This is a genomic window from Streptomyces sp. NPDC021093, from assembly GCF_044333135.1.
GTDB lineage: Bacteria > Actinomycetota > Actinomycetes > Streptomycetales > Streptomycetaceae > Streptomyces.
Window position 1 is genome coordinate 213,635 of record NZ_JBIRQJ010000005.1, and the last position, 21,034, is coordinate 234,668.

22 protein-coding genes and 1 riboswitch are annotated in these 21,034 nt (G+C 71.5%); of the genes, 13 read left to right on the forward strand and 9 right to left on the reverse strand.

Features of this window, described 5'->3' with window-relative positions:
• Positions 1 to 5 precede the first annotated feature (5 nt).
• From macS to ACH4SP_RS17045, 4 genes are all read left to right on the forward strand, one after another.
• Complete coding sequence (gene macS, locus ACH4SP_RS17030) at positions 6 to 1,238, forward strand: MacS family sensor histidine kinase (RefSeq protein ID WP_398415509.1); 1,233 nt, start codon at positions 6 to 8, stop codon at positions 1,236 to 1,238.
• Positions 1,235 to 1,951 carry a response regulator gene (locus ACH4SP_RS17035; protein WP_398415512.1) on the forward strand — a complete coding sequence of 239 codons (717 nt, stop codon included), beginning with the start codon at positions 1,235 to 1,237 and terminating at the stop codon, positions 1,949 to 1,951. The genes macS and ACH4SP_RS17035 overlap by 4 nt, the downstream gene beginning before the upstream one ends.
• Before the next feature lie 77 nt (positions 1,952 to 2,028).
• Positions 2,029 to 3,081: a 6-phosphofructokinase gene (locus ACH4SP_RS17040; RefSeq protein ID WP_398415513.1), complete on the forward strand. Its 1,053-nt coding sequence runs from the start codon at positions 2,029 to 2,031 to the stop codon at positions 3,079 to 3,081.
• A gap of 109 nt (positions 3,082 to 3,190) precedes the next feature.
• Positions 3,191 to 4,222, forward strand: a complete 1,032-nt coding sequence (locus tag ACH4SP_RS17045; RefSeq protein ID WP_398415515.1) for a 2-hydroxyacid dehydrogenase — start codon at positions 3,191 to 3,193, stop codon at positions 4,220 to 4,222.
• On the opposite strand, the gene ACH4SP_RS17050 is transcribed toward ACH4SP_RS17045, so the two are convergent.
• Positions 4,199 to 6,106 carry an anthranilate synthase family protein gene (locus ACH4SP_RS17050; protein WP_398415517.1) on the reverse strand — a complete coding sequence of 636 codons (1,908 nt, stop codon included), beginning with the start codon at positions 6,104 to 6,106 and terminating at the stop codon, positions 4,199 to 4,201. The two genes, ACH4SP_RS17045 and ACH4SP_RS17050, sit on opposite strands and share 24 nt — an antisense overlap.
• A 104-nt stretch (positions 6,107 to 6,210) precedes the next feature.
• A complete protein-coding gene (locus ACH4SP_RS17055; protein WP_398416294.1) occupies positions 6,211 to 6,270 on the reverse strand; it encodes a trp operon leader peptide in 60 nt (19 codons plus the stop codon).
• A 154-nt stretch (positions 6,271 to 6,424) separates the two neighbouring features.
• Between ACH4SP_RS17055 and ACH4SP_RS17060 the strand changes: the two genes are divergently transcribed.
• The 3 genes from ACH4SP_RS17060 to ACH4SP_RS17070 all read left to right on the forward strand — a co-directional run bounded on the left by ACH4SP_RS17060 (position 6,425) and on the right by ACH4SP_RS17070 (position 9,517).
• Positions 6,425 to 7,732, forward strand: coding sequence for a glycosyltransferase family 2 protein (locus ACH4SP_RS17060; protein ID WP_398415519.1), 1,308 nt, complete (start codon positions 6,425 to 6,427; stop codon positions 7,730 to 7,732).
• Positions 7,733 to 7,774: 42 nt separating this feature from the next.
• Complete coding sequence (locus ACH4SP_RS17065; protein ID WP_398415521.1) at positions 7,775 to 9,127, forward strand: class II 3-deoxy-7-phosphoheptulonate synthase; 1,353 nt, start codon at positions 7,775 to 7,777, stop codon at positions 9,125 to 9,127.
• A 153-nt stretch (positions 9,128 to 9,280) separates the two neighbouring features.
• Positions 9,281 to 9,517 (forward strand): bacterioferritin-associated ferredoxin, encoded by a 237-nt coding sequence (locus tag ACH4SP_RS17070; RefSeq protein ID WP_398415523.1) that lies wholly within the window; start codon positions 9,281 to 9,283, stop codon positions 9,515 to 9,517.
• A 55-nt stretch (positions 9,518 to 9,572) separates the two neighbouring features.
• Here ACH4SP_RS17070 and bfr read toward each other — a convergent pair whose 3' ends face one another.
• A complete protein-coding gene (gene bfr, locus ACH4SP_RS17075; RefSeq protein WP_398415525.1) occupies positions 9,573 to 10,055 on the reverse strand; it encodes a bacterioferritin in 483 nt (160 codons plus the stop codon).
• Positions 10,056 to 10,209: 154 nt separating this feature from the next.
• Between bfr and ACH4SP_RS17080 the strand changes: the two genes are divergently transcribed.
• Complete coding sequence (locus ACH4SP_RS17080) at positions 10,210 to 10,842, forward strand: sulfite oxidase-like oxidoreductase (RefSeq protein ID WP_398415527.1); 633 nt, start codon at positions 10,210 to 10,212, stop codon at positions 10,840 to 10,842.
• 50 nt (positions 10,843 to 10,892) lie between these two features.
• On the opposite strand, the gene ACH4SP_RS17085 is transcribed toward ACH4SP_RS17080, so the two are convergent.
• The 6 genes from ACH4SP_RS17085 to thiO form a co-directional block, all read right to left on the reverse strand.
• Positions 10,893 to 11,465: a DUF4396 domain-containing protein gene (locus ACH4SP_RS17085; protein ID WP_398415529.1), complete on the reverse strand. Its 573-nt coding sequence runs from the start codon at positions 11,463 to 11,465 to the stop codon at positions 10,893 to 10,895.
• Positions 11,466 to 11,553: 88 nt separating this feature from the next.
• A complete protein-coding gene (locus tag ACH4SP_RS17090; RefSeq protein ID WP_398415531.1) occupies positions 11,554 to 12,456 on the reverse strand; it encodes a deoxyribonuclease IV in 903 nt (300 codons plus the stop codon).
• A 147-nt stretch (positions 12,457 to 12,603) separates the two neighbouring features.
• Positions 12,604 to 14,511 (reverse strand): Stk1 family PASTA domain-containing Ser/Thr kinase, encoded by a 1,908-nt coding sequence (gene pknB, locus ACH4SP_RS17095; RefSeq protein WP_398415533.1) that lies wholly within the window; start codon positions 14,509 to 14,511, stop codon positions 12,604 to 12,606.
• Between the two features lie 209 nt (positions 14,512 to 14,720).
• Positions 14,721 to 15,515, reverse strand: coding sequence for a thiazole synthase (locus tag ACH4SP_RS17100; RefSeq protein WP_398415535.1), 795 nt, complete (start codon positions 15,513 to 15,515; stop codon positions 14,721 to 14,723).
• Between the two features lie 4 nt (positions 15,516 to 15,519).
• Positions 15,520 to 15,732 carry a sulfur carrier protein ThiS gene (gene thiS / locus ACH4SP_RS17105; protein WP_398415536.1) on the reverse strand — a complete coding sequence of 71 codons (213 nt, stop codon included), beginning with the start codon at positions 15,730 to 15,732 and terminating at the stop codon, positions 15,520 to 15,522.
• Positions 15,729 to 16,943, reverse strand: a complete 1,215-nt coding sequence (gene thiO / locus ACH4SP_RS17110) for a glycine oxidase ThiO (RefSeq protein ID WP_398415538.1) — start codon at positions 16,941 to 16,943, stop codon at positions 15,729 to 15,731. Before thiO ends, thiS begins: the two co-directional genes overlap by 4 nt.
• A riboswitch (TPP riboswitch) is annotated at positions 16,941 to 17,053 on the reverse strand. It overlaps the preceding gene by 3 nt.
• 50 nt (positions 17,054 to 17,103) lie before the next feature.
• On the opposite strand from thiO, the gene ACH4SP_RS17115 reads away from it, so the two are divergent.
• From ACH4SP_RS17115 to metF, 5 genes are all read left to right on the forward strand, one after another.
• On the forward strand, positions 17,104 to 17,445 hold the full coding sequence (locus ACH4SP_RS17115) for a hypothetical protein (RefSeq protein ID WP_398415540.1): 342 nt from the start codon (positions 17,104 to 17,106) through the stop codon (positions 17,443 to 17,445).
• Between the two features lie 67 nt (positions 17,446 to 17,512).
• The gene (locus ACH4SP_RS17120; RefSeq protein WP_398416296.1) at positions 17,513 to 18,682 is read left to right on the forward strand and encodes an NAD(P)/FAD-dependent oxidoreductase; all 1,170 of its coding nucleotides are present in this window, start codon (positions 17,513 to 17,515) and stop codon (positions 18,680 to 18,682) included.
• 62 nt (positions 18,683 to 18,744) lie between these two features.
• Positions 18,745 to 19,110, forward strand: coding sequence for an Rv2175c family DNA-binding protein (locus ACH4SP_RS17125; protein WP_398415542.1), 366 nt, complete (start codon positions 18,745 to 18,747; stop codon positions 19,108 to 19,110).
• A 128-nt stretch (positions 19,111 to 19,238) separates the two neighbouring features.
• Positions 19,239 to 19,898, forward strand: coding sequence for a thiamine phosphate synthase (gene thiE, locus ACH4SP_RS17130; RefSeq protein WP_398415545.1), 660 nt, complete (start codon positions 19,239 to 19,241; stop codon positions 19,896 to 19,898).
• 112 nt (positions 19,899 to 20,010) lie between these two features.
• Positions 20,011 to 20,979, forward strand: a complete 969-nt coding sequence (gene metF, locus ACH4SP_RS17135) for a methylenetetrahydrofolate reductase [NAD(P)H] (protein ID WP_398415547.1) — start codon at positions 20,011 to 20,013, stop codon at positions 20,977 to 20,979.
• Positions 20,980 to 21,034: the final 55 nt, after the last annotated feature.

Sequence of the window (21,034 nt, forward strand, 5' to 3'; positions counted from 1 at the left end):
GGGAAATGGCCAAGGCTCAGCGCGAGCGGGTCGTACGGATGTCGGTCGAGCAGCCGCTGTGGCGCGCGCTCACCGGCTATCGCGTGCTCACGATGGTCTACGCGGTGCTGTTGTACGTGTTCACCAGGGACGAGTTCGAGCGTCCCTGGGTGGCGATCGCCTATCTGGCGGTGATGGCGGTGTGGACCCTCGCCACGCTCCCCAGGGTGGCGAACGCGGCCAGCTGCACCAAGCCCTTCCTCGTCGCCGACCTCACCGTCGTCATCGTCGGCATCCTCCTCACGCCGCTGGCGAACTTCCAGGCGCAGCAGATCGACGGGCCGACCCTGCCGACCATATGGGCCGCCGGATCCGTCCTCGCGTACGCCATCAAGGGCGGCTGGCGGTGGGCGGCCTTCGCCTCCACGCTCGTCGCCGCCGCGAATCTGATCGAGCGCGGCACGCCCAGTCGGGACACCCTGCACAACGTGCTGCTGGTGTGGGTCGCCTCCATCGCCATCGGGTACGTCGTCGAGGTCGCCCGCGCCTCCGAGCGCACGCTCGCCCGCGCCCTGGAGATCGAGGCGGCCACCCGCGAGCGCGAACGCCTCGCCCGGGACATCCACGACAGCGTCCTCCAGGTGCTCGCCATGGTGCAGCGGCGGGCCAGCGCGCTGGGCGGCGAGGCGGCCGAACTGGGCCGGATGGCGGGGGAGCAGGAGGTCGCCCTGCGCACCCTGGTCTCCAGCGGCCTGGTCCCCACCACGCGGGCCTCCGAGGACGCCTCGCAGGGAGCGGTGGTCCGCAGGGTCGAGGTCGACGAGCCCGACGGCCCGAGCGGCCCGGTCGACCTGCGCTCGCTGCTCGCCCCGCACGCAGGGGCGAAGGTCTGCTTCGCGGAACCGGGTGCTCCGGTGCTCCTCGAACCCGCGGCGGCGATGGAGCTGGCGGCCGCTGTCAGTGCCGCCCTGGACAATGTCCGCAGGCATGCGGGACCGGGCGCCCAGGCCTGGATCCTGATCGAGGACGAGCCGGCCGAAGTGATCGTGACGGTACGGGACGACGGACCCGGCATCCCGGAAGGGAGACTCGCGCAGGCCGAGGGCGAGGGGCGCCTCGGTGTCGCCCTGTCGATCCGCGGGCGGCTGCGGGAACTCGGCGGCAGCGCCGAACTGCTCTCGATTCCGGGGCAGGGCACGGAAGTTGAACTGAAGGTTCCGCGAACGGTGCGGGAACCACGGGGGAAGACGAAACGATGAGCGAAGTGACCGAACAGCAGCAGACGCAGCAGACGCAAGCGGACCGGGACGCACAGTCGATCAAGGTGATGGTCGTCGACGACCACCCGATGTGGCGGGACGCGGTCGCCCGCGACCTGGCCGCCGCCGGCTTCGACGTGGTCGCCACCGCGGGGGACGGCCCGCAGGCGGTGCGGCGGGCCCAGGCCGTCGTGCCCGACGTGCTGGTGCTGGACCTCAACCTGCCGGGCACGCCGGGCGTGCAGGTCTGCAAGGAGCTGGTCGGTGCCGACCCCAAGCTGCGGGTCCTGGTGCTGTCCGCGAGTGGCGAGCACGCCGACGTACTGGAAGCGGTGAAGTCCGGGGCGACCGGCTACCTGCTCAAGTCGGCGTCCACCGACGAGCTCTGCGACGCGGTCCGCCGCACCGCCGTCGGCGACCCGGTCTTCACCCCGGGCCTCGCCGGACTGGTGCTCGGCGAGTACCGGCGGCTCGCCTCGGACCCGGCCCCCGCGGCGGCCGACGAGCCGAAGGCCCCGCAGCTCACCGACCGCGAGACGGAGGTGCTGCGGCTGGTCGCCAAGGGACTCTCGTACAAGCAGATCGCGGAGCGTCTGGTCATCTCCCACCGCACCGTCCAGAACCACGTGCAGAACACCCTCGGCAAGCTCCAGCTGCACAACCGCGTGGAATTGGTGCGGTACGCGATCGAGCGCGGTCTCGACGATGCCTGAGCGCGGTCTCGACGGCGGCTGAGCGGGCGCTCTAGCTTGGTGGGTCCCAGTGCTCGGCGCAGCGAAGGGACCAGCAGTTGAAAACACACACTGCCACGAAGGTCGGAGTTCTCACCGGGGGCGGTGACTGCCCGGGGCTCAACGCGGTCATCCGCGCCGTCGTCCGCAAGGGCGTACAGAGCTACGGATACGAGTTCGTGGGCTTCCGGGACGGCTGGCGCGGCGTCCTGGACGACCACCGCACGGTACGCCTGGACGTCGAGGCGGTCCGCGGCATCCTGCCCCGCGGCGGCACCGTCCTCGGCTCCTCACGCACCAACCCCCTCACCGACGGCGAGGACGGCGTCCGCCTCATAGAGGCGACGATGGCCAGGCACGGCGTGGAGGCGCTGATCGTGATCGGCGGCGAGGACACCCTCGGCGTCGCGGCCCGGCTGTCCGGCGAGTACGGCATCGACTGCGTCGGCGTCCCCAAGACCATCGACAACGACCTCTCCGCCACCGACTACACCTTCGGCTTCGACACGGCCGTCTCCATCGCCACCGAGGCCATCGACCGGCTGCACACCACAGCCGAGTCCCACATGCGGGTCCTCGTCGTCGAAGTGATGGGCCGCCACTCCGGCTGGATCGCCCTGCACTCCGGGCTCGCGGGCGGCGCCAACGTCATCCTGGTGCCCGAGCGGCGCTTCGACATCGAGCAGGTCTGCGGCTGGATCACCTCGCGCTTCCGGTCCTCGTACGCCCCGATAGTCGTCGTGGCGGAGGGCGCGATGCCCAAGGACGGCGACATGGTGCTGAAGGACGGCACGCTGGACTCCTTCGGACACGTACGGCTGTCGGGCGTGGGGGAGTGGCTGGCCAAGGAGATCGAGAAGCGGACCGGCAAGGAGGCCCGTACGACCGTCCTCGGGCACGTCCAGCGCGGCGGTACGCCCAGCGCCTTCGACCGCTGGCTCGCCACCCGCTTCGGACTGCACGCGATCGACGCGGTCCACGACGGGGACTTCGGGACGATGGTGGCGCTCCAGGGCACGGACATCGTGCGGGTGCCGATAGGGGAGGCGACGGCGAAGCTGAAGACGGCGCCGCCGGAGCTGTACGCGGAGGCGGAGGTCTTCTTCGGCTGAACGGACCCACGGCGGCTCCTCCCGGAATCTCCCCGACGAGTGGCTCGGGCCCTCCAGATCGGCGATATTAGCTGAATCCGTCCCGAGCCTCTCGATCTGGGGTAAACCCGTGAAAATACTGGCATTCGGCGTGCAGGCCGACGAGCAGCCGCTGATCGAGAAGGCCTGCACGGACGCCGGTCTGGGCGACCCGCACTGCCTGAAGGTCTTCCTCACCGAGGACACCGCCCCCATCGCCGCGGGCCACGAGGTGATCAGCACCAGCGTCAACGCCGACCTGAACGCCCGCGTCCTGCGCGTGCTCGCGGCCGGCGGGACCCGCATGATCGCCCAGCGCTCCACCGGCTTCAACAACATCGACCTCGACGTGGCCCGCGAGCTCGGCCTCGCCGTCGCCCGCGTCTCGTACTACTCGCCCTACTCCGTCGCCGAGTTCGCGTGGACCCTCGCCATGGCCGTCAACCGCCGGATCGTCCGTGCGGCCGGCCGCACCCGCGACTTCGACTTCCGGCTCGACGGACTGCTCGGGCGCGACATGCGCGGCCGTACGGTCGGGGTGCTCGGCACCGGCAAGATCGGCGAGGCGTTCACCCGGATCGCCCACGGCTACGGCATGCACCTCCTCGGCTGGGACGTCGCCCCCAATCCGGAGTGCGTGGACCTCGGCATGGAGTACGTCGACAAGGACGAGCTCCTCGCCTCCGCCGACCTCGTCAGCCTGCACGTGCCCCTGCTGCCGAGCACCCGTCACCTCATAGATGCGGCGGCGCTGCGCTCCATGAAGGACGACGCGATCCTGGTGAACTCCAGCCGGGGCGGACTCGTCGACACCGACGCCCTCGTCGACGAGCTGCGCGCCGGCCGCTTCGCCGGGGTCGGCCTGGACGTGTACGAGGCGGAGGCGGGCCTGTTCTTCCTCGACAAGTCCCTGGAGGTCGTCGAGGACGACACCCTGGCCCGCCTGGTCACCTTCCCGAACGTCCTGGTCACCTCGCACCAGGCGTACTACACGGTCGACGCACTGGGGCAGATCATCGACGCGACCGTGCAGAACGTCACCGACTACCTGGCCGGGCGGACCGGCGAGAACTTCCTGGTCCCGGCCCCGCCCGGCTCCTCAGACCGCGGAGCGGCTGAGTAGCCCCGTCAGCAGCTCCGTCACCACCGCCGTGCCCCGCAGGCTCAGCACCGACTCCGGGTGGAACTGGACCGAGGCGAACCCGGGGCCGCGCAGTGCGTGCACCTCGCCCGTCCCGGCGTCCCCGGCCACCTCGATGCCGTGCGCGCGCAGCTCCGTCGCCTCCGCCCCGTCGCACACCGCCGTGAAGCTGTTGTAGAACCCCACCGTCTCCGGCCGCCCGAACAGAGTGATCCGCTCCTGCGCCCCCTGGTACGGAACCCGCTTCCGTACGATCTCCAGGCCCAGCTCCGTCGCGATCAGCTCGTGCCCCAGGCACACCCCGAGCACCCCGTGCGTGACGCCTCCCCGCTCGTGCCTGCTCAGCAGGTCCGCCGTCAGCGCCCGCAGCAACCGCATCTTCGGATCGGCCGCGTCCGCCGGGTCGCCGGGCCCCGGGCCCAGCACCACGGGGCCCGGGTGCGCGAGCGCCGCCTCCCGCAGCCCCGGCTCGTCGTAGCGCCGTACGGACACCTCAAGACCCGACGCGCGCAGCACGTGCGCCAGCATCGAGGTGAAGGTGTCCTCGGCATCCACCACCAGCGCATGCCCGGACAGCGTCTCGGCCCGCTCCTGCATCTTCAGCCAGAACGGCGCCAGCTGTGCCCGGCGCCCGTCCAGTGCCGCCCGCACCCGTGCGTCGTCGGCCAGCAGCGGCCGGGCCGACTCGTCCCGCGGGCGTCCCGGGCGCACCCCCAGCGCCGTCAGCACCCCCGCCGCCTTGGCGTGCGTCTCGGCCACCTCGCCGGCCGGGTCCGAGCGCCGTACGAGGGTCGCGCCGACCGGCACCCGCAGCCGGCCGTCGGGGGAGATGTCGGCGGTACGGATCAGGATCGGCGAGTCGAGGGTCTGCGCACCGGACGCGTCGTGCCCCAGGAGGGCCAGGGCGCCCGCGTAGTAGCCCCGTCCGCCCGCCTCGTGGCGCTCGATCACCCGGCATGCGTTCTGCACCGGCGACCCCGTCACCGTCGCCGCGAACATGGTCTCGCGCAGCACCTCCCGCACGTCCAGCGAGCTGCGCCCCCGCAACTCGTACTCCGTGTGCGCCAGATGGGCCATCTCTTTGAGGCGGGGGCCGACGACCACTCCGCCCATGTCGCCGACGGTGCACATCATCTTGAGCTCCTCGTCGACGACCATCGACAGCTCCTCGGTCTCCTTCGGATCGGCGAGGAAGTCCAGCAGGTCGTCGGAGGTCGGCCCGTCGGCCGGGTAGCGGTAGGTGCCGCTGATCGGGTTCATCACGACCGTCCCGCCGGACATCCGCACATGGACCTCCGGGCTTGCGCCCACCAGCGTCCGGTCCCCGGTGTGCACCACATACGTCCAGTAGGCGCCCCGCTCCCCGTCGAGCAGCCGCCGGAAGAGGGCCAGCGCGTCGGCCGCGGCGAACCCCGGGATCTCCCCCGTGTACGTCCGCCGGACGACGAAGTTCGCGCCCTCGCCCCGGCCGATCTCCTCGTCGACGACCCGTTGGACGATCTCCGCGTACTCCTCGTCGCCGACGTCGAAGCCGCCGCCCGTCACCCGCACGTCGTGCGCGGGCAGCGCGTCCAGCACGCCCTCAAGAGGCAGTTCGTACGCCTCGTCCGGGACCAGCACGCTCAGCGGCGTCCCGTCGTCGCGCACGTCGAAGCCGCGCTCCCTGATCTGCCGGAACGGTACGAGCGCGAGCGCCGGCCGCCCGGCGTCGCCCACCGGCAGGTCCGCGAGCCGCTCCGCCTCGTGCACCGGGCCGATCAGCACCTCGACGGTGTCGTGATCACGGCCGGGCGTGCGTCGGCGCAGCAGCGCGAAGGGCGGGCAGGCGTCGTCGAGCAGCCTCTGCAGGAGGTTCGTGGGGAGCATGGGGGTTCCTTCCGGGGCGGTGGGAGCCGGGGAGGGAGGAACGGCCTGAAACGCGAAAGGCCGCCCTCCTGGGGCGGCCTGTGCGTCAGTGGATGTACGCGCGATCAGTGGGCCGCCGGATGAGCGGTCCACCACCAGTTCTGCATCTGGGTCGTCGCGAACATGTGCCGCACCCTACCCCACGTACGAAGCCGGCCGCGGGGCGAAAAGAAGTTGTGCACAACCCCTCCTGTCAAGAGCGTTTATGGCCTAACTTCCGAGCGGCGGCCCCGCGGAACCGGTGCGGCGGCCGCCCGGTTCTTTCGGAAGGTGTGCTCAGTGGCTCCTCGCGTCAGTGTGATCGTCCCCGTGCGCGGAGGCACCGCGCACCACCACCTCGACAGGTGCTTCGGTTCCCTGCTCACCCAGACGCTGGGGCAGGAGCAGCTGGAGATGGTTGCCGTCGACGTTTCCGGGGGCGACAGCGGCGCGGCCCGCTGGCTCGACGCGTTCGCCCTGCACCGGGCGCAGGTGCGGGTGGTCCCGTACACCGAGGGGGTGGGGGCGGAGGAGGGAGTCGCCCGATCCATTGGCGACTACGTCCTCGTCCTCGACCCCGCCCACCACCTCGCCCCTGAGGCACTGGAACGCCTCTTGAGGACGGCCGAGGAGGACGGCGCCGACACCGTCCACGGGCGCAGCGCGGGCGGCGGCGACGGCGATCCAGGGGACGGCCCAGGGGACGGCCCCTGCATCCTGCGCCGCCGCTCCTCCCTCGGCGACGGCCCCCGTACCGCCTCCGCCGTGACCGACTACGACTGCCACTACCCGGAGGACCAGGAAGCCCGGCCCGCCTCCCGCGTGGTGCTCCGGCAGAGCCCGGCGGCCCCGGTCTGGGACGACGGGGTGCTCCTGCTGACCGGCACGGCCTCCCTGTCGCACACCGCACCGTCACCTCAAGAGGTGCGGCTGCTGCTGCGCACCGGCGGCGAGGGCGGCACCGAGATCACCGTGCCCGCCGAGACCGGCCCCGACGGCGACTACCGGGCCACGATCGACCCCGCCCGCGCCGCAGGCCCGCGCCTGCCGCTCGCCGACGGCAACTGGACGGTACGGATCCGGGTCATCGCGGGCGGCCTCACCCGTACCGCGTGGCTGTGCGCCGCCGATCCGATGCCCGCACCCGTTCCGTACCTCGCCGGCGGCGGTTCGGCGCCCGTCGTCCCGGTGGCCGCCTACGCCTCCGTACCGCACCACCACCTCAACCTCGACGTCGGCGCCCGCCGCCACCCGCTGGGCGCGGACGCCAGGGCCGTCGTCACCCGGCGCTTCCTGCGCGCCCCGTACCTCACCGCCGCCGTGACCCTGCCGGGCTGTACGGGCCTGGCGGAGCTGGACCTGCTGCTGGTCGGGGGAGAGGAGCGGGTCGTGCTCGAAGACCTGTCGGTCACCCGGCACCCCGGCGACCGGTTCACGGTGTCGGCGCCGCTCGGGGCGGTCGGCGGCGGTGCGTGGGAACTGTTCCTGCGGGTGGCCGCCGGGCCTTTCGTACGGCAACTCCCGCTCGCGCCCGCCGAGGGCGGCGCCGCCCCGCTCGCACTGACTGTTCCCAGCCATTGGCGGTGGACCCGGCGTCTCATTTCGTGAGCGCGGCGTGGAGCACCGGGTCGCACCCCGTAGGCTGGCCGGGTGACCGTGAACGCGAAGACCACCCTCACCGGTGGCAACACCTGGCGCGACCTTCCTGCGGCGCAGCAGCCCGAGTACCCCGATGCTGAGGCGCTGCGCGATGTTGTCGCGGACCTCGAATCGTATCCGCCGCTCGTTTTTGCGGGTGAGTGCGACCAGCTGCGCGCCCGACTGGGAGCCGTCGCCAAGGGCGAGGCGTTCCTGCTCCAGGGCGGTGACTGCGCCGAAGCCTTCGACGCCGTGTCGGCCGACCACATCCGCAACAAACTCAAGACGCTCCTCCAGATGGGCGCCGTGCTGACGTACGCCGCGTCCGTGCCCGTCGTCAAGGTGGGCCGGATCGCGGGTCAGTACAGCAAGCCGCGCTCCAAGGGGACCGAGACCCGCGACGGCGTGACCCTGCCGACGTACCGCGGCGACTCGGTGAACGGCTTCGCCTTCACCGAAGAGGCGCGCATCCCGGACCCCGAGCGCCTCAAGAGGATGTACCACGCCTCTGCATCCACCCTCAACCTCGTGCGCGCCTTCACCACCGGCGGTTACGCGGACCTGCGCCAGGTGCACGCCTGGAACCAGGACTTCGTGAAGAACTCGCCGTCCGGCCAGCGCTACGAGCAGCTCGCCCGCGAGATCGACAACGCGCTGAACTTCATGAAGGCCGCCGGGACCGACCCGGCCGAGTTCCGCACGGTCGAGTTCTTCGCCTCGCACGAGGCGCTGCTGCTGGACTACGAGGCCGCGCTGACCCGCGTGGACTCCCGCACCAGCAACCTCTACGACACCTCCGGCCACATGGTCTGGATCGGTGAGCGCACCCGGCAGATGGACGGCGCGCACATCGAGTTCGCGTCCCGGATCCGCAACCCGATCGGCATCAAGCTCGGCCCGACGACCACGGTCGACGAGGCGCTCGGCTACATCGACAAGCTGGACCCGGACCGCGAGCCCGGCCGGCTGACCTTCATCGTCCGCATGGGCGCCGACAAGGTCCGCGACAAGCTGCCCGAGCTGGTCGAGAAGGTCACCGCGTCCGGCGCCACCGTGGCGTGGGTGACCGACCCGATGCACGGCAACACCTTCGAGGCCGCGTCCGGCCACAAGACCCGCCGCTTCGACGACGTCCTCGACGAGGTCAAGGGCTTCTTCGAGGTCCACAAGGGCCTCGGCACCCACCCGGGCGGCATCCACGTCGAGCTCACCGGTGACGACGTCACCGAGTGCGTGGGCGGCGGCGACGAGATCTTCGTCGACGACCTGCACCAGCGCTACGAGACGGCCTGCGACCCGCGGCTGAACCGCAGCCAGTCGCTCGACCTGGCGTTCCTGGTGGCGGAGATGTACCGCGACCAGTAGGTCTCCCGCGCACGTACGACCGTGGGGCACGGATCCATGTGATCCGTGCCCCACAGTCATGTGCCCAGAAGGGCTTTTGGGAGCAGGGTCAGCCGGGTAAGGTTAGGTTTACCTGACTGGTGATCGACCTGGCTGAGGGATCGAGGTGTCCGCGTGTTCGTCTGCTCCTGCTTCGGCGTGACCGACCAGCAGATCAAGGCCCACGCCGCCGCCGGAGCGTGCACCCCGCGCCAGATAGCCTCCGTCACCAAGGCCGGCACGGACTGCGGGAACTGCGTTCGTACGATCCAGGGCCTGCTGGGCCGGGGCGCGTGCCCCCGCCGCGACCTGATCGAGAAGCACGAACTGGCGGCCGCGGCGGATCGGGCGGACCTCAAAGAGGCTGCCTAGCCCCGGGCGGAGAAACGATTGCCCGGGCGACGGTGCTGCTGGGCCCCGCTGCTGCTCAGGCCTCGCTCGGCTGCTCGATCAGCTGGGCGATGTAGAGCGGCTCACCGAGCTTCTCCACCAGCTCCAGCTGGGTGTCGAGGTAGTCGATGTGGTGCTCCTCGTCGGCCAGGATGTCCTCGAAGATCTTGCAGGACGTGATGTCGCCCTTGCCCCGCATGACCTCGGCGCCGCGCTTGAGACGGTCGATCGCCTCGGCCTCGATCTGCCGGTCGGCCTGGAACATCTCCGTGACGGTCTGGCCCACGCGGACGTGGAAGAGCCGCTGGTAGTTCGGCAGGCCGTCCAGGAACAGGATGCGGTCGGTCAGCAGCTCCGCGTGCTTCATCTCGTCGATCGACTCCGACCGCGTGTAGGCGGCGAGCTTCGTCCAGCCGAAGTTCTCCTGCATCTTCGCGTGGAGGAAGTACTGGTTGATCGCCGTCAGTTCGGCGGTCAGCTGCTCGTTGAGAAATTCAATGACCTCGGGGTCGCCCTGCATCGCTGGGCTCCTTCCAGGGGTGTGGCCGGGCAGATTGCGCGCATCCTTGCACCGCGCCTCCGGACCCGTCCAGTAAGTGCATGCTTAGTAGGAGTTGCCCGAATCGGGCCAGACCCGGTCATGACCACCCTCCGCTGTCTGTCACCATGGAGGCATGGGTCAGCCGGAAAGCCGGGAATACCGCGAAATCGAGCACTCCGAGCTTCCGCCGGGACAACGGCTGCAGCGCGGCTGGCCGGTCACTCACTACGGGCCCGTCCCCAAATTCAAGCCCGAGCGCTGGGAGTTCCGCGTCTTCGGTGCCACCGCGGACGGCGAGAAGCGCTGCTGGACCCACGAGGAGTTCTCCGCGCTGCCGTTCTCGACGGTCGTCGCCGATCTGCACTGCGTGACGAAATTCAGCATGCTGGGGGCCGAATGGGGTGGTGTGGCCGCCCGTACGGTCCTGGAACTCGCCCCGCCGGCCCCGAACGTCACGCACGTCATGGTCTGGGCCGAGTACGGCTACAGCGCGAACGTCCGGATCGAGGACTTCACCTCCGAGCGCACCATTCTCGCCACGCACAAGGGCGATGATCTGCTCACCGCCGAGCACGGCTTCCCGCTGCGCCTGGTCGTGCCGCACCTGTACGCCTGGAAGGGCCCCAAATGGGTCCGCGGCATCGAGTACATGACGGCGGACCGCCGCGGCTTCTGGGAGGAGCGCGGCTATCACAACATCGGCGACCCCTGGCGCGAGCAGCGGTACTCGTACCAGGAGGAGCCGGGGGACGGCCCCGAGCTGTAGCTGCGGGGCCGCCTCTATGAGGGTGCTTTCCGTGCTTGCTCCGGGAGTGCTCAGTGGTGGTACTGGTGGACCACCGCGTGGCCCTTGCCGCGGCCGATCATCCACTTGTTGACGGGTGTGGTGACCACGAAGGCGATCGCGAGGGCGGCCGCGAGCACGCCCCAGAAGATGCCGTCCGACAGATGGGCGTCCATCGCGCCGGGCCAGAAGGCGATCACCCCGTTGTCGATCAGCTCCATCACGGCGATCGAGAGGGTGTCGGCGGCGAGGGCGACCTTGAAGGCGGTACGGAAGTCCACGCCCGCCTTGAGGATGCCGCGCAGCGTCAGCGCGTAACCGAAGAAGAACGCCAGCACGATCGCCAGGATCATCGTCGCCGCGTTGCCCCAGCCGAGTGCGGTGCCGATCACCATGCCGAGGACCTCGCCGATGGCGCACCCGGTGAGGCAGTGGAGGGTGGCCTGTGCGGCGGCACCCCAGGTGACCTTGGAGCCGCCGTGCCCACCGTGCCCACCGTGTTCGCCATGCCCGCCGTGCCCGCTGTGTCCGCCGTGCGCGTGCTGCTCGCCGTGTCCGGAGTGCGCGTGGTGGTCTGCGTGAGCGTGTGCCTCGTGGTGCTGCACGGTGTGCCCCCAACTCGGATAGCGGTTCCTGTCGATGACAGGAACCGTATACCCCCTAGGGGTATTCCTCAAGGGTGCTCGGGAAGCCTCAGAGCGCGCGCAGCTCCTTCAGTCGGGCCACGTCCGCGGCATGCCCCTCCTTGCCGCCGGGCGTCTCGATCACCAGCGGCACCCCCTCGGTCGCCGGGTGCGAGAACAGCTCGCGGAACGGGTCCGCACCGATGTGACCTGCGCCGATGTTCTCGTGGCGGTCCTTGTGCGCGCCGGTGACGTCCTTGGAGTCATTGGCGTGGATCAGCTTCAGCCGCCCCTCGCCGACGGTGTCCACCAGCAGGTCGAGGGTCTGCTTCATGCCGCCGGGGCCCGCCAGGTCGTGGCCGGCCGCGAAGATGTGGCAGGTGTCGAGGCAGACGCCCAGCCTGGGGTGCGAGTCCAGTGCTTCGAAGTACGGACCGAAGTCCCAGGTCCGCGAGCAGAGCGAGGAACCCTGGCCCGCCGTCGACTCCAGGAGGAGGTACGGGTCGTCGTCGTGGGTCAGCTCGTCGAGCAGCGGCAGCAGGTGGGTGCGCACCTGTGCCAGGGCCTCCGCGCGCGGCCGTCCGCCGGTCGCCGACCCCGTGTGCACGACGACGCCGAGGGCGCCGATGTCGCGGGCCCTGCGCAGCGAGTGGCGCAGCGATTCCACGGACTTCTCCACGGTCGCCTCGGTGTGCGAACCGAAGTTGATCAAGTACGGGGCGTGGACGTACGCCGGGATCCGCTCCTCGGCGCAGGCGGCCCGGAACTGCTCGTCCTGCGCCGGGTTCCCGACCGGGGTCGCCCAGCCGCGCGGGTTGGCGACGAAGACCTGGACGGCCTCGGCGCCCATCTCGCGGGCGTACGGCAGGCCGACCTTGGCGAGGCCGCCCGCGACGGGGATGTGACCGCCGACGGGATTGCGGGACGCCGGGAGACCGGCCGGGAACTGGGAGGGGGTGTCTGCGGTGCTCATCACCCTCCAGGATGCCGCACCGCCGCGGAGCCCCTGCCACAGGGCTGTGGGGGCCTCTGCAGGAAGCCCCCGTCCACAGGCCCGCGGGGGCTCCGGCCCGCGGAGGCCCCGCGTCGGCGGAAGCCCCGAGCCCGCGGAAGCCCCGCGCTACAGGACCTTCGTCGTGATCGTGATCCTGCTGCCCTCCGGGGCCTGCTCCCCGCCGGCCACCGACTGCTTGTCGATCACCTTGCTGAAGGACAGGAACGGCCGCTCCACCTCGACCTCGAAGCCCGCCTCTTTGAGGATGCGGCTCGCCTCGTCGCGCTCCTTGCCGAGCACGTCGGGCACCGGGATCATCCGGGGCCCCTTGGAGACGGTGAGCGTGACGCGCTCGCCCTCGCCGAGCCGGGTGCCCGCGGCGACCGACTGGCGGCCCACCTTGCCTGCCTCCGCCGGGGAGTTGACCTGCTCAGGCGCGACGTCGACCGTCAGGCCGAGACCTTCGAGCCTGCTCCTGGCGTCCTCGACGCTCTGCCCGGTCACCGACGGCATGTCCACCGGGGAACCCTTGCTGACGACCATCGCCACCGCGGAGTCCGGCGCCCGGCCGGTCCCGGCCGCGGGGTCCGTACTGATCACCGCGCCCCGCGGGACGTCCTCGCTGAACGCCCTGGTGACGACGCCCGGCGCGAGCCCCGCGTCCTTCAGCTCGCCCCTGGCCTTCGCCAGCGGCATCCTCGTGAGGTCGGGGACCTTCACGATCTCGGGACCGCGCGAGAGGACCAGCGTCACCGAGCCGTTGGCGCGGATCCGCTCGCCGGGCGCCGGGACGCTGTTCAGGACGGTGCCGCGCGCGACGGTGTCGCTGAACTTCCGCTCCACGCCCTTCACGTCGAGACCGGCGGCCTCCAGCTTCTTGCGGGCGTTCTTCTCCGACTGGCTGAGCAGCGGCGGGACCTGCGTGAACTGCCCCGAGTTGATGTACCAGACCCCGGCGCCGAGACCGAGCGCCAGCAGGACGGCCGTCACCAGTGCCACCAGCCCCCGCCGCGAGGGCATCGGCCGCCGCCGCTGGCGCCGTACGGGCGCGGGCTCGTCCGGCAGCGGCATCCGCAGCCTGCTGGTGTGCTGCTCGGTGGGCAGGGCCCGCGGGATGACACTGGTCCGCTCCTCGGGACCGGTGCTCACGATCTCCTTCGCCTGCGGAGGTACGACGTCCAGCTGCGCGTCGTCGAGAGCGGACCGCGCGGTCCGCGCCTGCCCCAGCAGCTCGACCGCGTCGAACGGGCGGGCCTGCGCGTTGCGCGCCGTCGCGCTCGCCACCAGCTCGTCGAGCTCCAGGGCCAGCCCGGGCACGGCGGCGGACGGCGGCGGCACGTCCTCATTGAGGTGCTTGTAGAGCACCTGGGCGGCAGTGCCGCCGGAGTGCGGCTTGCAGCCGGTGAGCATCTCGTACAGGACCACGCCGCAGGCGTACACGTCGGCGCGGGTGTCGGCGGTGCCGTGCTCGATCTGCTCGGGAGCGAGGTAGGAGACCGTGCCGAGGACGGACCCCGTCGTGCTGGTGACCGTGTCCACGGCGCGTACGAGACCGAAGTCGGCGACCTTCACCCGGCCGTCGTCCCCTATCAGGACGTTCTCCGGCTTCATGTCGCGGTGCACGAACCCGGCCCGGTGCGCGGCGCCGAGGGCGGCCAGCACGGGCTCCAGGATGTCGAGCGCGGCGCGCGGCTGGAGCGCGCCGCGCTCGCGCAGCACGTCGCGCAGGGTGCAGCCCGCGATGTACTCCATCGCCAGGTAGACGTAACTGCCGTCGGTGCCCTGGTCGAAGACGCCCACCACATTGGGGTGCGCGAGGCGGGCGACGGACTTGGCCTCGCGGATGAACCGCTCGACGAAGGAGTCGTCGGCGGCCAGCGAGGGGTGCATCACCTTGAGTGCGAGCACCCGGTCGAGGCGGGTGTCCACGGCCCGGTAGACCGTGGCCATCCCGCCGACGGCGATGCGTGCCTCGACGCGGTAGCGGCCGTCGAGCAGCTGCCCGACGAGGGGGTCCTGGAGGGTCGTGTCCACGGAGGGAGTCTACGAGCCGGTAGGGACAGGTCGGGCGTGGATGTACGTGCTGCGGCTGTACTGAAGCCGAGCTGTGACGGCCGGGGGCCCGGGGGCCGGGGGCACGGGGCACCACCCCCTGGCCCCCGGACCCCGGGCCGGTCCGTACCTGCGGGTGCGTGGGGGCCGGCCGCGCAGTTCCCCGCGCCCTGTACGCGTGGCCCCGGAGCTCAGAAGGCCGGCCGCTCCGGGTCCAGCCGGGCCAGCCCCTCGCCCGGTGACGACGCCTCCGCGAAGTGGCGGCGGGGGATGCGCCCCGCCCGGTGCGCGAGACGGCCCGCCTCCACGCCGTGCCGCATCGCCTCCGCCATCAGCACCGGCTCCTGCGCCCGCGTCACCGCGGAGGCGAGCATCACACCCGCGCACCCCAGCTCCATCGCCAGCGCCGCGTCCGACGCGGTCCCCGCCCCCGCGTCCAGGATCACCGGCACCCCGGCCCGCTCCACGATCAGCTCGAAGTTGTGCGGGTTGCGGATGCCGAGCCCCGAGCCGATCGGCGAACCCAGCGGCATGACCGCCGCACAGCCCACGTCCTCCAGCTTCCGCGCGAGGACCGGATCGTCGTTCGTGTACGGGAGCACCGTGAAGCCGTCGTCGACCAGCACCTCCGCCGCGTCCAGCAGCTCGACCGGGTCGGGCAGCAGGGTCCGCTCGTCGGCGATGACCTCCAGCTTCACCCAGTCCGTGCCCAGCGCCTCGCGCGCGAGCCGGGCCGTGAGCACGGCCTCGCCCGCCGTGTAGCAGCCGGCCGTGTTGGGCAGCACCCGGATGCCCAGCTTCTCCAGCACGGACAGCACGGAGCCCCGCACGGACGGATCGAGCCTTCGCATCGCCACCGTCGTCAGCTCGGTCCCGGACGCGACGAGCGACCGCTCCAGCACCTCCAGGCTGGGCGCGCCGCCCGTCCCCATGATGAGCCGGGACGAGAAGCTGGCGCCGCCCAGTTCGAAGAGATCGTCTGCCATGTCGTCAGCCTCCCTGGACCGCGGTGAGCACTTCGACGCGGTCGCCCTCGGCGAGGGCGGTGGCCGCCCACCGGCCGCGCGGCACCACTGTTTCGTTGAGCGCGGCGGCCACGCCCGCGTGCGCGCGCGTGAGCGTCGCGACGAGGTCGCCGAGGGTGGTACCGGCGGAGACCTCGTGCCCCTCGCCGTTCACGGACACGTTCACCGGGGTGCTCATACGGGCTGCTCCTGTCGGTCCTGTCGGTCCTGCTGTTCCTGTCGTACGGGTTCGGAGGCGAAGCGGCGCGGGGTGAACGCCCTCGCCTCCTCGGGGAGTTCGCCGGTGGTCAGCACGTCCGCCATGACGTCCCCGGTGACCGGGGTCAGCAGCACCCCGTTGCGGTAGTGCCCGGTGGCGAGCAGCAGGCCCGGCAGGGCGGTGGGGCCGAGCAGCGGGGCGTTGTCGGGGGAGCCGGGGCGCAGTCCGGCCCGGGTCTCGGTGAGCGGGAGCTCGGTGATGCCGGGGACGAGCTCGTGGGCGTCGCGCAGCAGCTCGTAGACGCCGCCCGCCGTGACGGTGGTGTCCCAGCCGAGCTCCTCCGAGGTCGCGCCGACGACCAGCTCGCCGTTCTCGCGCGGCACCAGATAGACGTGACTGCCGCGCACCACGGCGCGCACCGTACGGCTCAGGAACGGCGCGTACGCGGGCGGCACCGTCAGCCGCAGTACCTGTCCCTTGACCGGGCGCACCGGCGGCAGCACCTCTTGAGGCACTCCGGGGAGCCGCCCGCTGAGCGAACCGGTGGCGAGCACCACCTGGTCGGCGGCGACCTCGGTGCCGTCGGCCAGCAGCGCGCCCGCCGCCCTCTCCCGTACGACGGAAAGCCGCTCGGCCGTCGTACGGTGCAGAACCACCCCGGCCCGCTCGCAGGCCGCCAGAAGGGCCGCTGCCAGCCGCCTCGGGTCGATCTGGTGGTCGCCGTCCACCCGCAGTCCGCCGCGCACGCCCGGCGCGAGCATCGGCTCAAGCCGGCGGCAGTCGCGCCCGCTCAGCCACTCCGACTCCAGGCCCGACTGCCGCTGCAGGGTGTGCAGTTCGCGCAGGTGGGCCCGGTCGTCGGCGTCCAGGGCCACCGCGAGAGTGCCGCACGCGCGGTAGCCGGTGTCCTGCCCCGACGCCTCCTCCAGCTCCGTCACGAAGTCCGGATAGCGGCGGGCGGAGGCGAGGTTGAGGCCGAGCAGGGTCTGCTCGCCGTAGTGGAGTTCGGTGACGGCCGCCAGCATTCCGGCCGCCACCCGGGCGGCGCCGCCGCCGGGTGCGGGGTCGGCGAGCACCGTGCGCAGCCCGCGCTGCGCGGCCCGCCAGGCCGTGACGAGGCCGATGATTCCGCCGCCGATCACCAGGACGTCGTACGGCCGTTGCTCAGAAACGTGTGGGGAAGTCTGCATGGGCGTCCAGCCCCTCCCTTCGCCGGCATGACCCGGATCAGGTTCGTACGGTCGGAGGCCCGGTCAGCCTCCCTCTCAGCCCGGTCGGCCGGGCTCCCGTGAGTGCTTGTACGGTGACCAGACTAGTCCTTGGGTTCAACAGACTGTGAGGGAGCACCCCGTGCCCCGTTCGCTCGACGGACTCGTCCTCGCACCGGTCGCCGACCAGGCCCCGGGGCAGGTCGGCACCCGCACCCGCTTCACCTACCACGAGCAGGACGGCCGGATCTGGGCCGATTACGCGGGCGGGGACGTCGTGCGCGGGCACCTCGTCGGCACGCGCGCGGGGGACCGGCTCGACTTCAGGTACGTACAGCTGAAGCAGGACGGAACGACCTCGTCCGGACATTGCCTGTCCCGGGTCGTGCTGCTCGTGGACGGCCGCGTTCGGCTGGAGGAGAGCTGGGCATGGGAGTCCCAGGAGGGCAGCGGTACGAGCGTCGTCGAGGAACTCCAGTCCTGACTGTGTGTCAGATACGTAAGGTGGTCGGGTGAGCGAGCAGAAGCGAATCGTCGTCGTCGGCGCGGGAATGGCCGGTGTGCAGACCGCCGTGGCCCTGCGGGAGCAGGGTTTCGACGGCCGGATCACACTCATCGGGGCCGAGCCCCACCCGCCGTACGACCGGCCGCCGCTGTCCAAGGCGGTGCTGCTCGGCAAGGCCGAGGGATCGGCCTTCGAGGTCGACTTCGACGCGCTCGGCGTCGAGCTCCGGCTGGGGCTCGACGTCACCGGAGTGCGCCCGGCGGACCACGAGATCGACACCCCCGCGGGGCCGGTTCCGTACGACGCCCTGGTACTCGCCACCGGGGCGGACCCCGTCACCCTTCCCGGCACCTCGGGCGTCCCCGGCGTCCACCTGCTGCGCACCGTCGACGACGCGCGGCGGCTGCGCCCCGTGCTGGACGCGCAGCACGACGTGGTGGTGGTCGGCGCGGGCTGGATCGGCGCCGAGTTCACCACCGCCGCGAGGGAGGCGGGCTGCACCGTCACCGTCGTGGAGGCCGCCGACCGGCCGCTCGCCGGGACGATGCCCGCCGAGATCGCCGCCCCGATGGCCGCCTGGTACGCCGAGGCCGGCGCCGAGCTCCTCACCCACGCGCGCGTGGCGGCGGTCGAGCCGGGCACCGTGCTCCTCGCCGACGGCCGCCGCATCCCGGCCGGCGCCGTCCTCGTCGGTGTCGGCGCCAGACCCGCGACGGCCTGGCTGAAGGGCTCCGGCATCGCGCTCGGCCCGGACGGCTCCGTCACCGCGGACGCGCACCTGCGCACCTCCGTCCCCGACGTGTACGCGGTCGGGGACTGCGCCTCCTTCCCCTCCGGGCGGTACGGCACCCGGCTGCTCGTGCACCACTGGGACAACGCGCTCCAGGGTCCGCGCACGGTCGCCGCGAACATCCTGGGCGGCGCCCCGCTGCCCTACGACCCCGTGCCGTACTTCTGGTCCGAGCAGTTCGGCCGCTTCGTGCAGTACGTCGGCCACCACGCGGACGCCGAGGAGACGGTCTGGCGCGGCGACCCGGCCGGCCCCTCCTGGTCGGTGTGCTGGCTGCGCGACGGCGCCCTGGTGGCCGTGCTCGCGGTGGGCCGCCCGCGCGACCTGGCGCAGGGACGCAGGCTGGTGGAGGCGGGGGCGGCGCTCGACCCGACGCTGGCCGCCGACCCTTCCGTACCGCTGAAATCGGCCGTACGGAAGCCGTAGGGAATCCCCCGCCCGGACGGGCCCGGGTACCGACTGTCAGTCCTGGATGGCACGCTTGTCCTGTGACCGAGATTGACGCAAAGATCGATTCCCTCGTCCCCGCCTGGCTCTACCTCCCCGACATCGCGGAGATGCTCGACCTGGAGGTGACGAAGGTGCGGCAGCTGGTGAAGGACGGCCAGCTCATCGCCGTGCGGCGCGGTGAGAACCGCTCGCTCCAGGTGCCCGCCGCCTTCCTCGACGGCGACAAGATCGTCAAGGGCCTGCCCGGTCTCCTGACGGTCCTGAAGGACGACGGCTTCTCCGACGCGGAGATGCTGGAGTGGCTCTTCACCGCCGACCCGACCCTGCCCGGCACCCCCGCGCAGGCCCTGAGCGAGAATCGCGGCACGGAGGTGAAGCGCCGCGCCCAGGCGCTCGCCCTCTGACGACGCCGCACCACACCACGGCGGTGTGCGGTCCGCCCGGCCGGGCGGACCGCACACCCGCCGCCGACCGGCGGGGGACACCCCGCCAGCACGGGGGAGACCCCGTCGACCACGGGGGGATCCGCACCATGCCCACGCCCAGCGCGCAGCTCGCCGACGCCCGGCTCTACCTCTGCACGGACGCCCGCAAGGCGCAGGGGGACCTCCCGGCGTTCCTCGACGCGGTGCTGTCCTCCGGCGTCGACATCGTCCAGCTCCGCGACAAGGGCATGGAGGCGGGCGAGGAACTGGAGCACCTGGCGGTCCTCGCCGACGCCTGCCGCCGGCACGGCAAGCTCCTCGCGGTGAACGACCGGGCCGACGTGGCGCACGCCATCGGCAGCGACGTCCTCCACCTCGGCCAGGGCGACCTGCCGGTCCCCGCCGCCCGCGCGATCCTCGGCGCCCGCAGCGACGACGTCCTGATCGGCCGCTCCACGCACGCCGAGTCCGAGGTCGACGCCGCCGTCGCCGAGCCGGGCGTCGACTACTTCTGCACCGGCCCCTGCTGGCCCACCCCCACCAAGCCCGGCCGGTTCGCCCCCGGCCTCGGCCTCGTGCGGTACGCGGCCTCGCTCGCCCAGCAGCGCCCCTGGTTCGCCATCGGCGGCATCGACGAGCACAACCTCGACGAGGTGCTGGCCGCGGGTGCCCGCCGCGTCGTGGTCGTCCGCGCGATCACCCGGGCCGCCGACCCGGCCGCCGCGGCCGCCGATCTGGCCAAGCGGATCAGGTCGTACGACCGATAGACGTCGGTCGTTGGCCGGATAACTGTCCGAAGGGTGGACAAGAAACCGGCATAACGGACCTTTGTCGCCCGGGTGGTTGGGGGTGCGGCATGCCCCTGGCTAACCTTTCGACATGGCCCTTGGCACAGCTTCCACCAGAACAGACCGCGCACTTACGGTGCGTGAGCTGCTGGAGACCGGAAAGACGTCGTTTTCCTTCGAATTCTCGGCCCGCAGGACCGAGAAGGGTGAGCAGAACCTCTGGAATGCCCTGCGCCGAGTCGAGGCGGTGGCCCCCAGTTTCGTCTCCGTGACCTACGGAGCGGGCGGCTCCACCCGCGAGGGCACCGTCAAAGCCACCCAGAAGATCGCCTCCGACTCCACCCTCACGCCCGTCGCCCACCTCACCGCCGTCGACCACTCGATCGCCGAACTGCGCAACATGGTCGGGCAGTACGCCGACGCCGGAATCCGGAACATCCTCGCGGTGCGCGGCGACCCGCCCGGCGACCCGATGGGCGAGTGGGTGCGCCACCCGGAAGGTGTGACGTACGCCTCCGAACTCGTCGCACTCATCAAGGAGTCCGGCGACTTCTGTGTCGGTGTCGCCGCATTTCCCGAGATGCACCCGCGCTCGGACACCTGGGATTCCGACATCCGCCACTTCGTGGAGAAGTGCCGGGCCGGCGCCGATTACGCCATCACGCAGATGTTCTTCGATCCGGAGAGCTATCTGCGGATGCGGGACCGCGTCCAGGCGGCGGGCTGCGACACCCCTATCATTCCTGAGGTGATGCCCGTCACGCTGGTCAAACAGCTGGACCGGCTTCCGCAGCTCAGCAACGCGCATTTCCCCGACGCCGTGAAAGAACGCATCCTCGCGGTCAAGGACGATGCGGCCGCTGTACGCTCCATTGGCATCGAGTTCGCCACCGAGTTCTGCGCGACGCTGCTTGCCGAAGGTGTACCGGGAATGCACTTCATCACGCTGAACAACTCGACGGCGACACTTGAGATCTACGAGAATCTCGGACTGCACGACACGCACCACACGCACGAAACGCACGACCAGACGTCACCGCCGACGCGGCCGTCGTCGTAGCAGTCACCACAGCTGTACTCGCGCCGCCGAGTCCACCAGGGGATCCGCGGCAGCA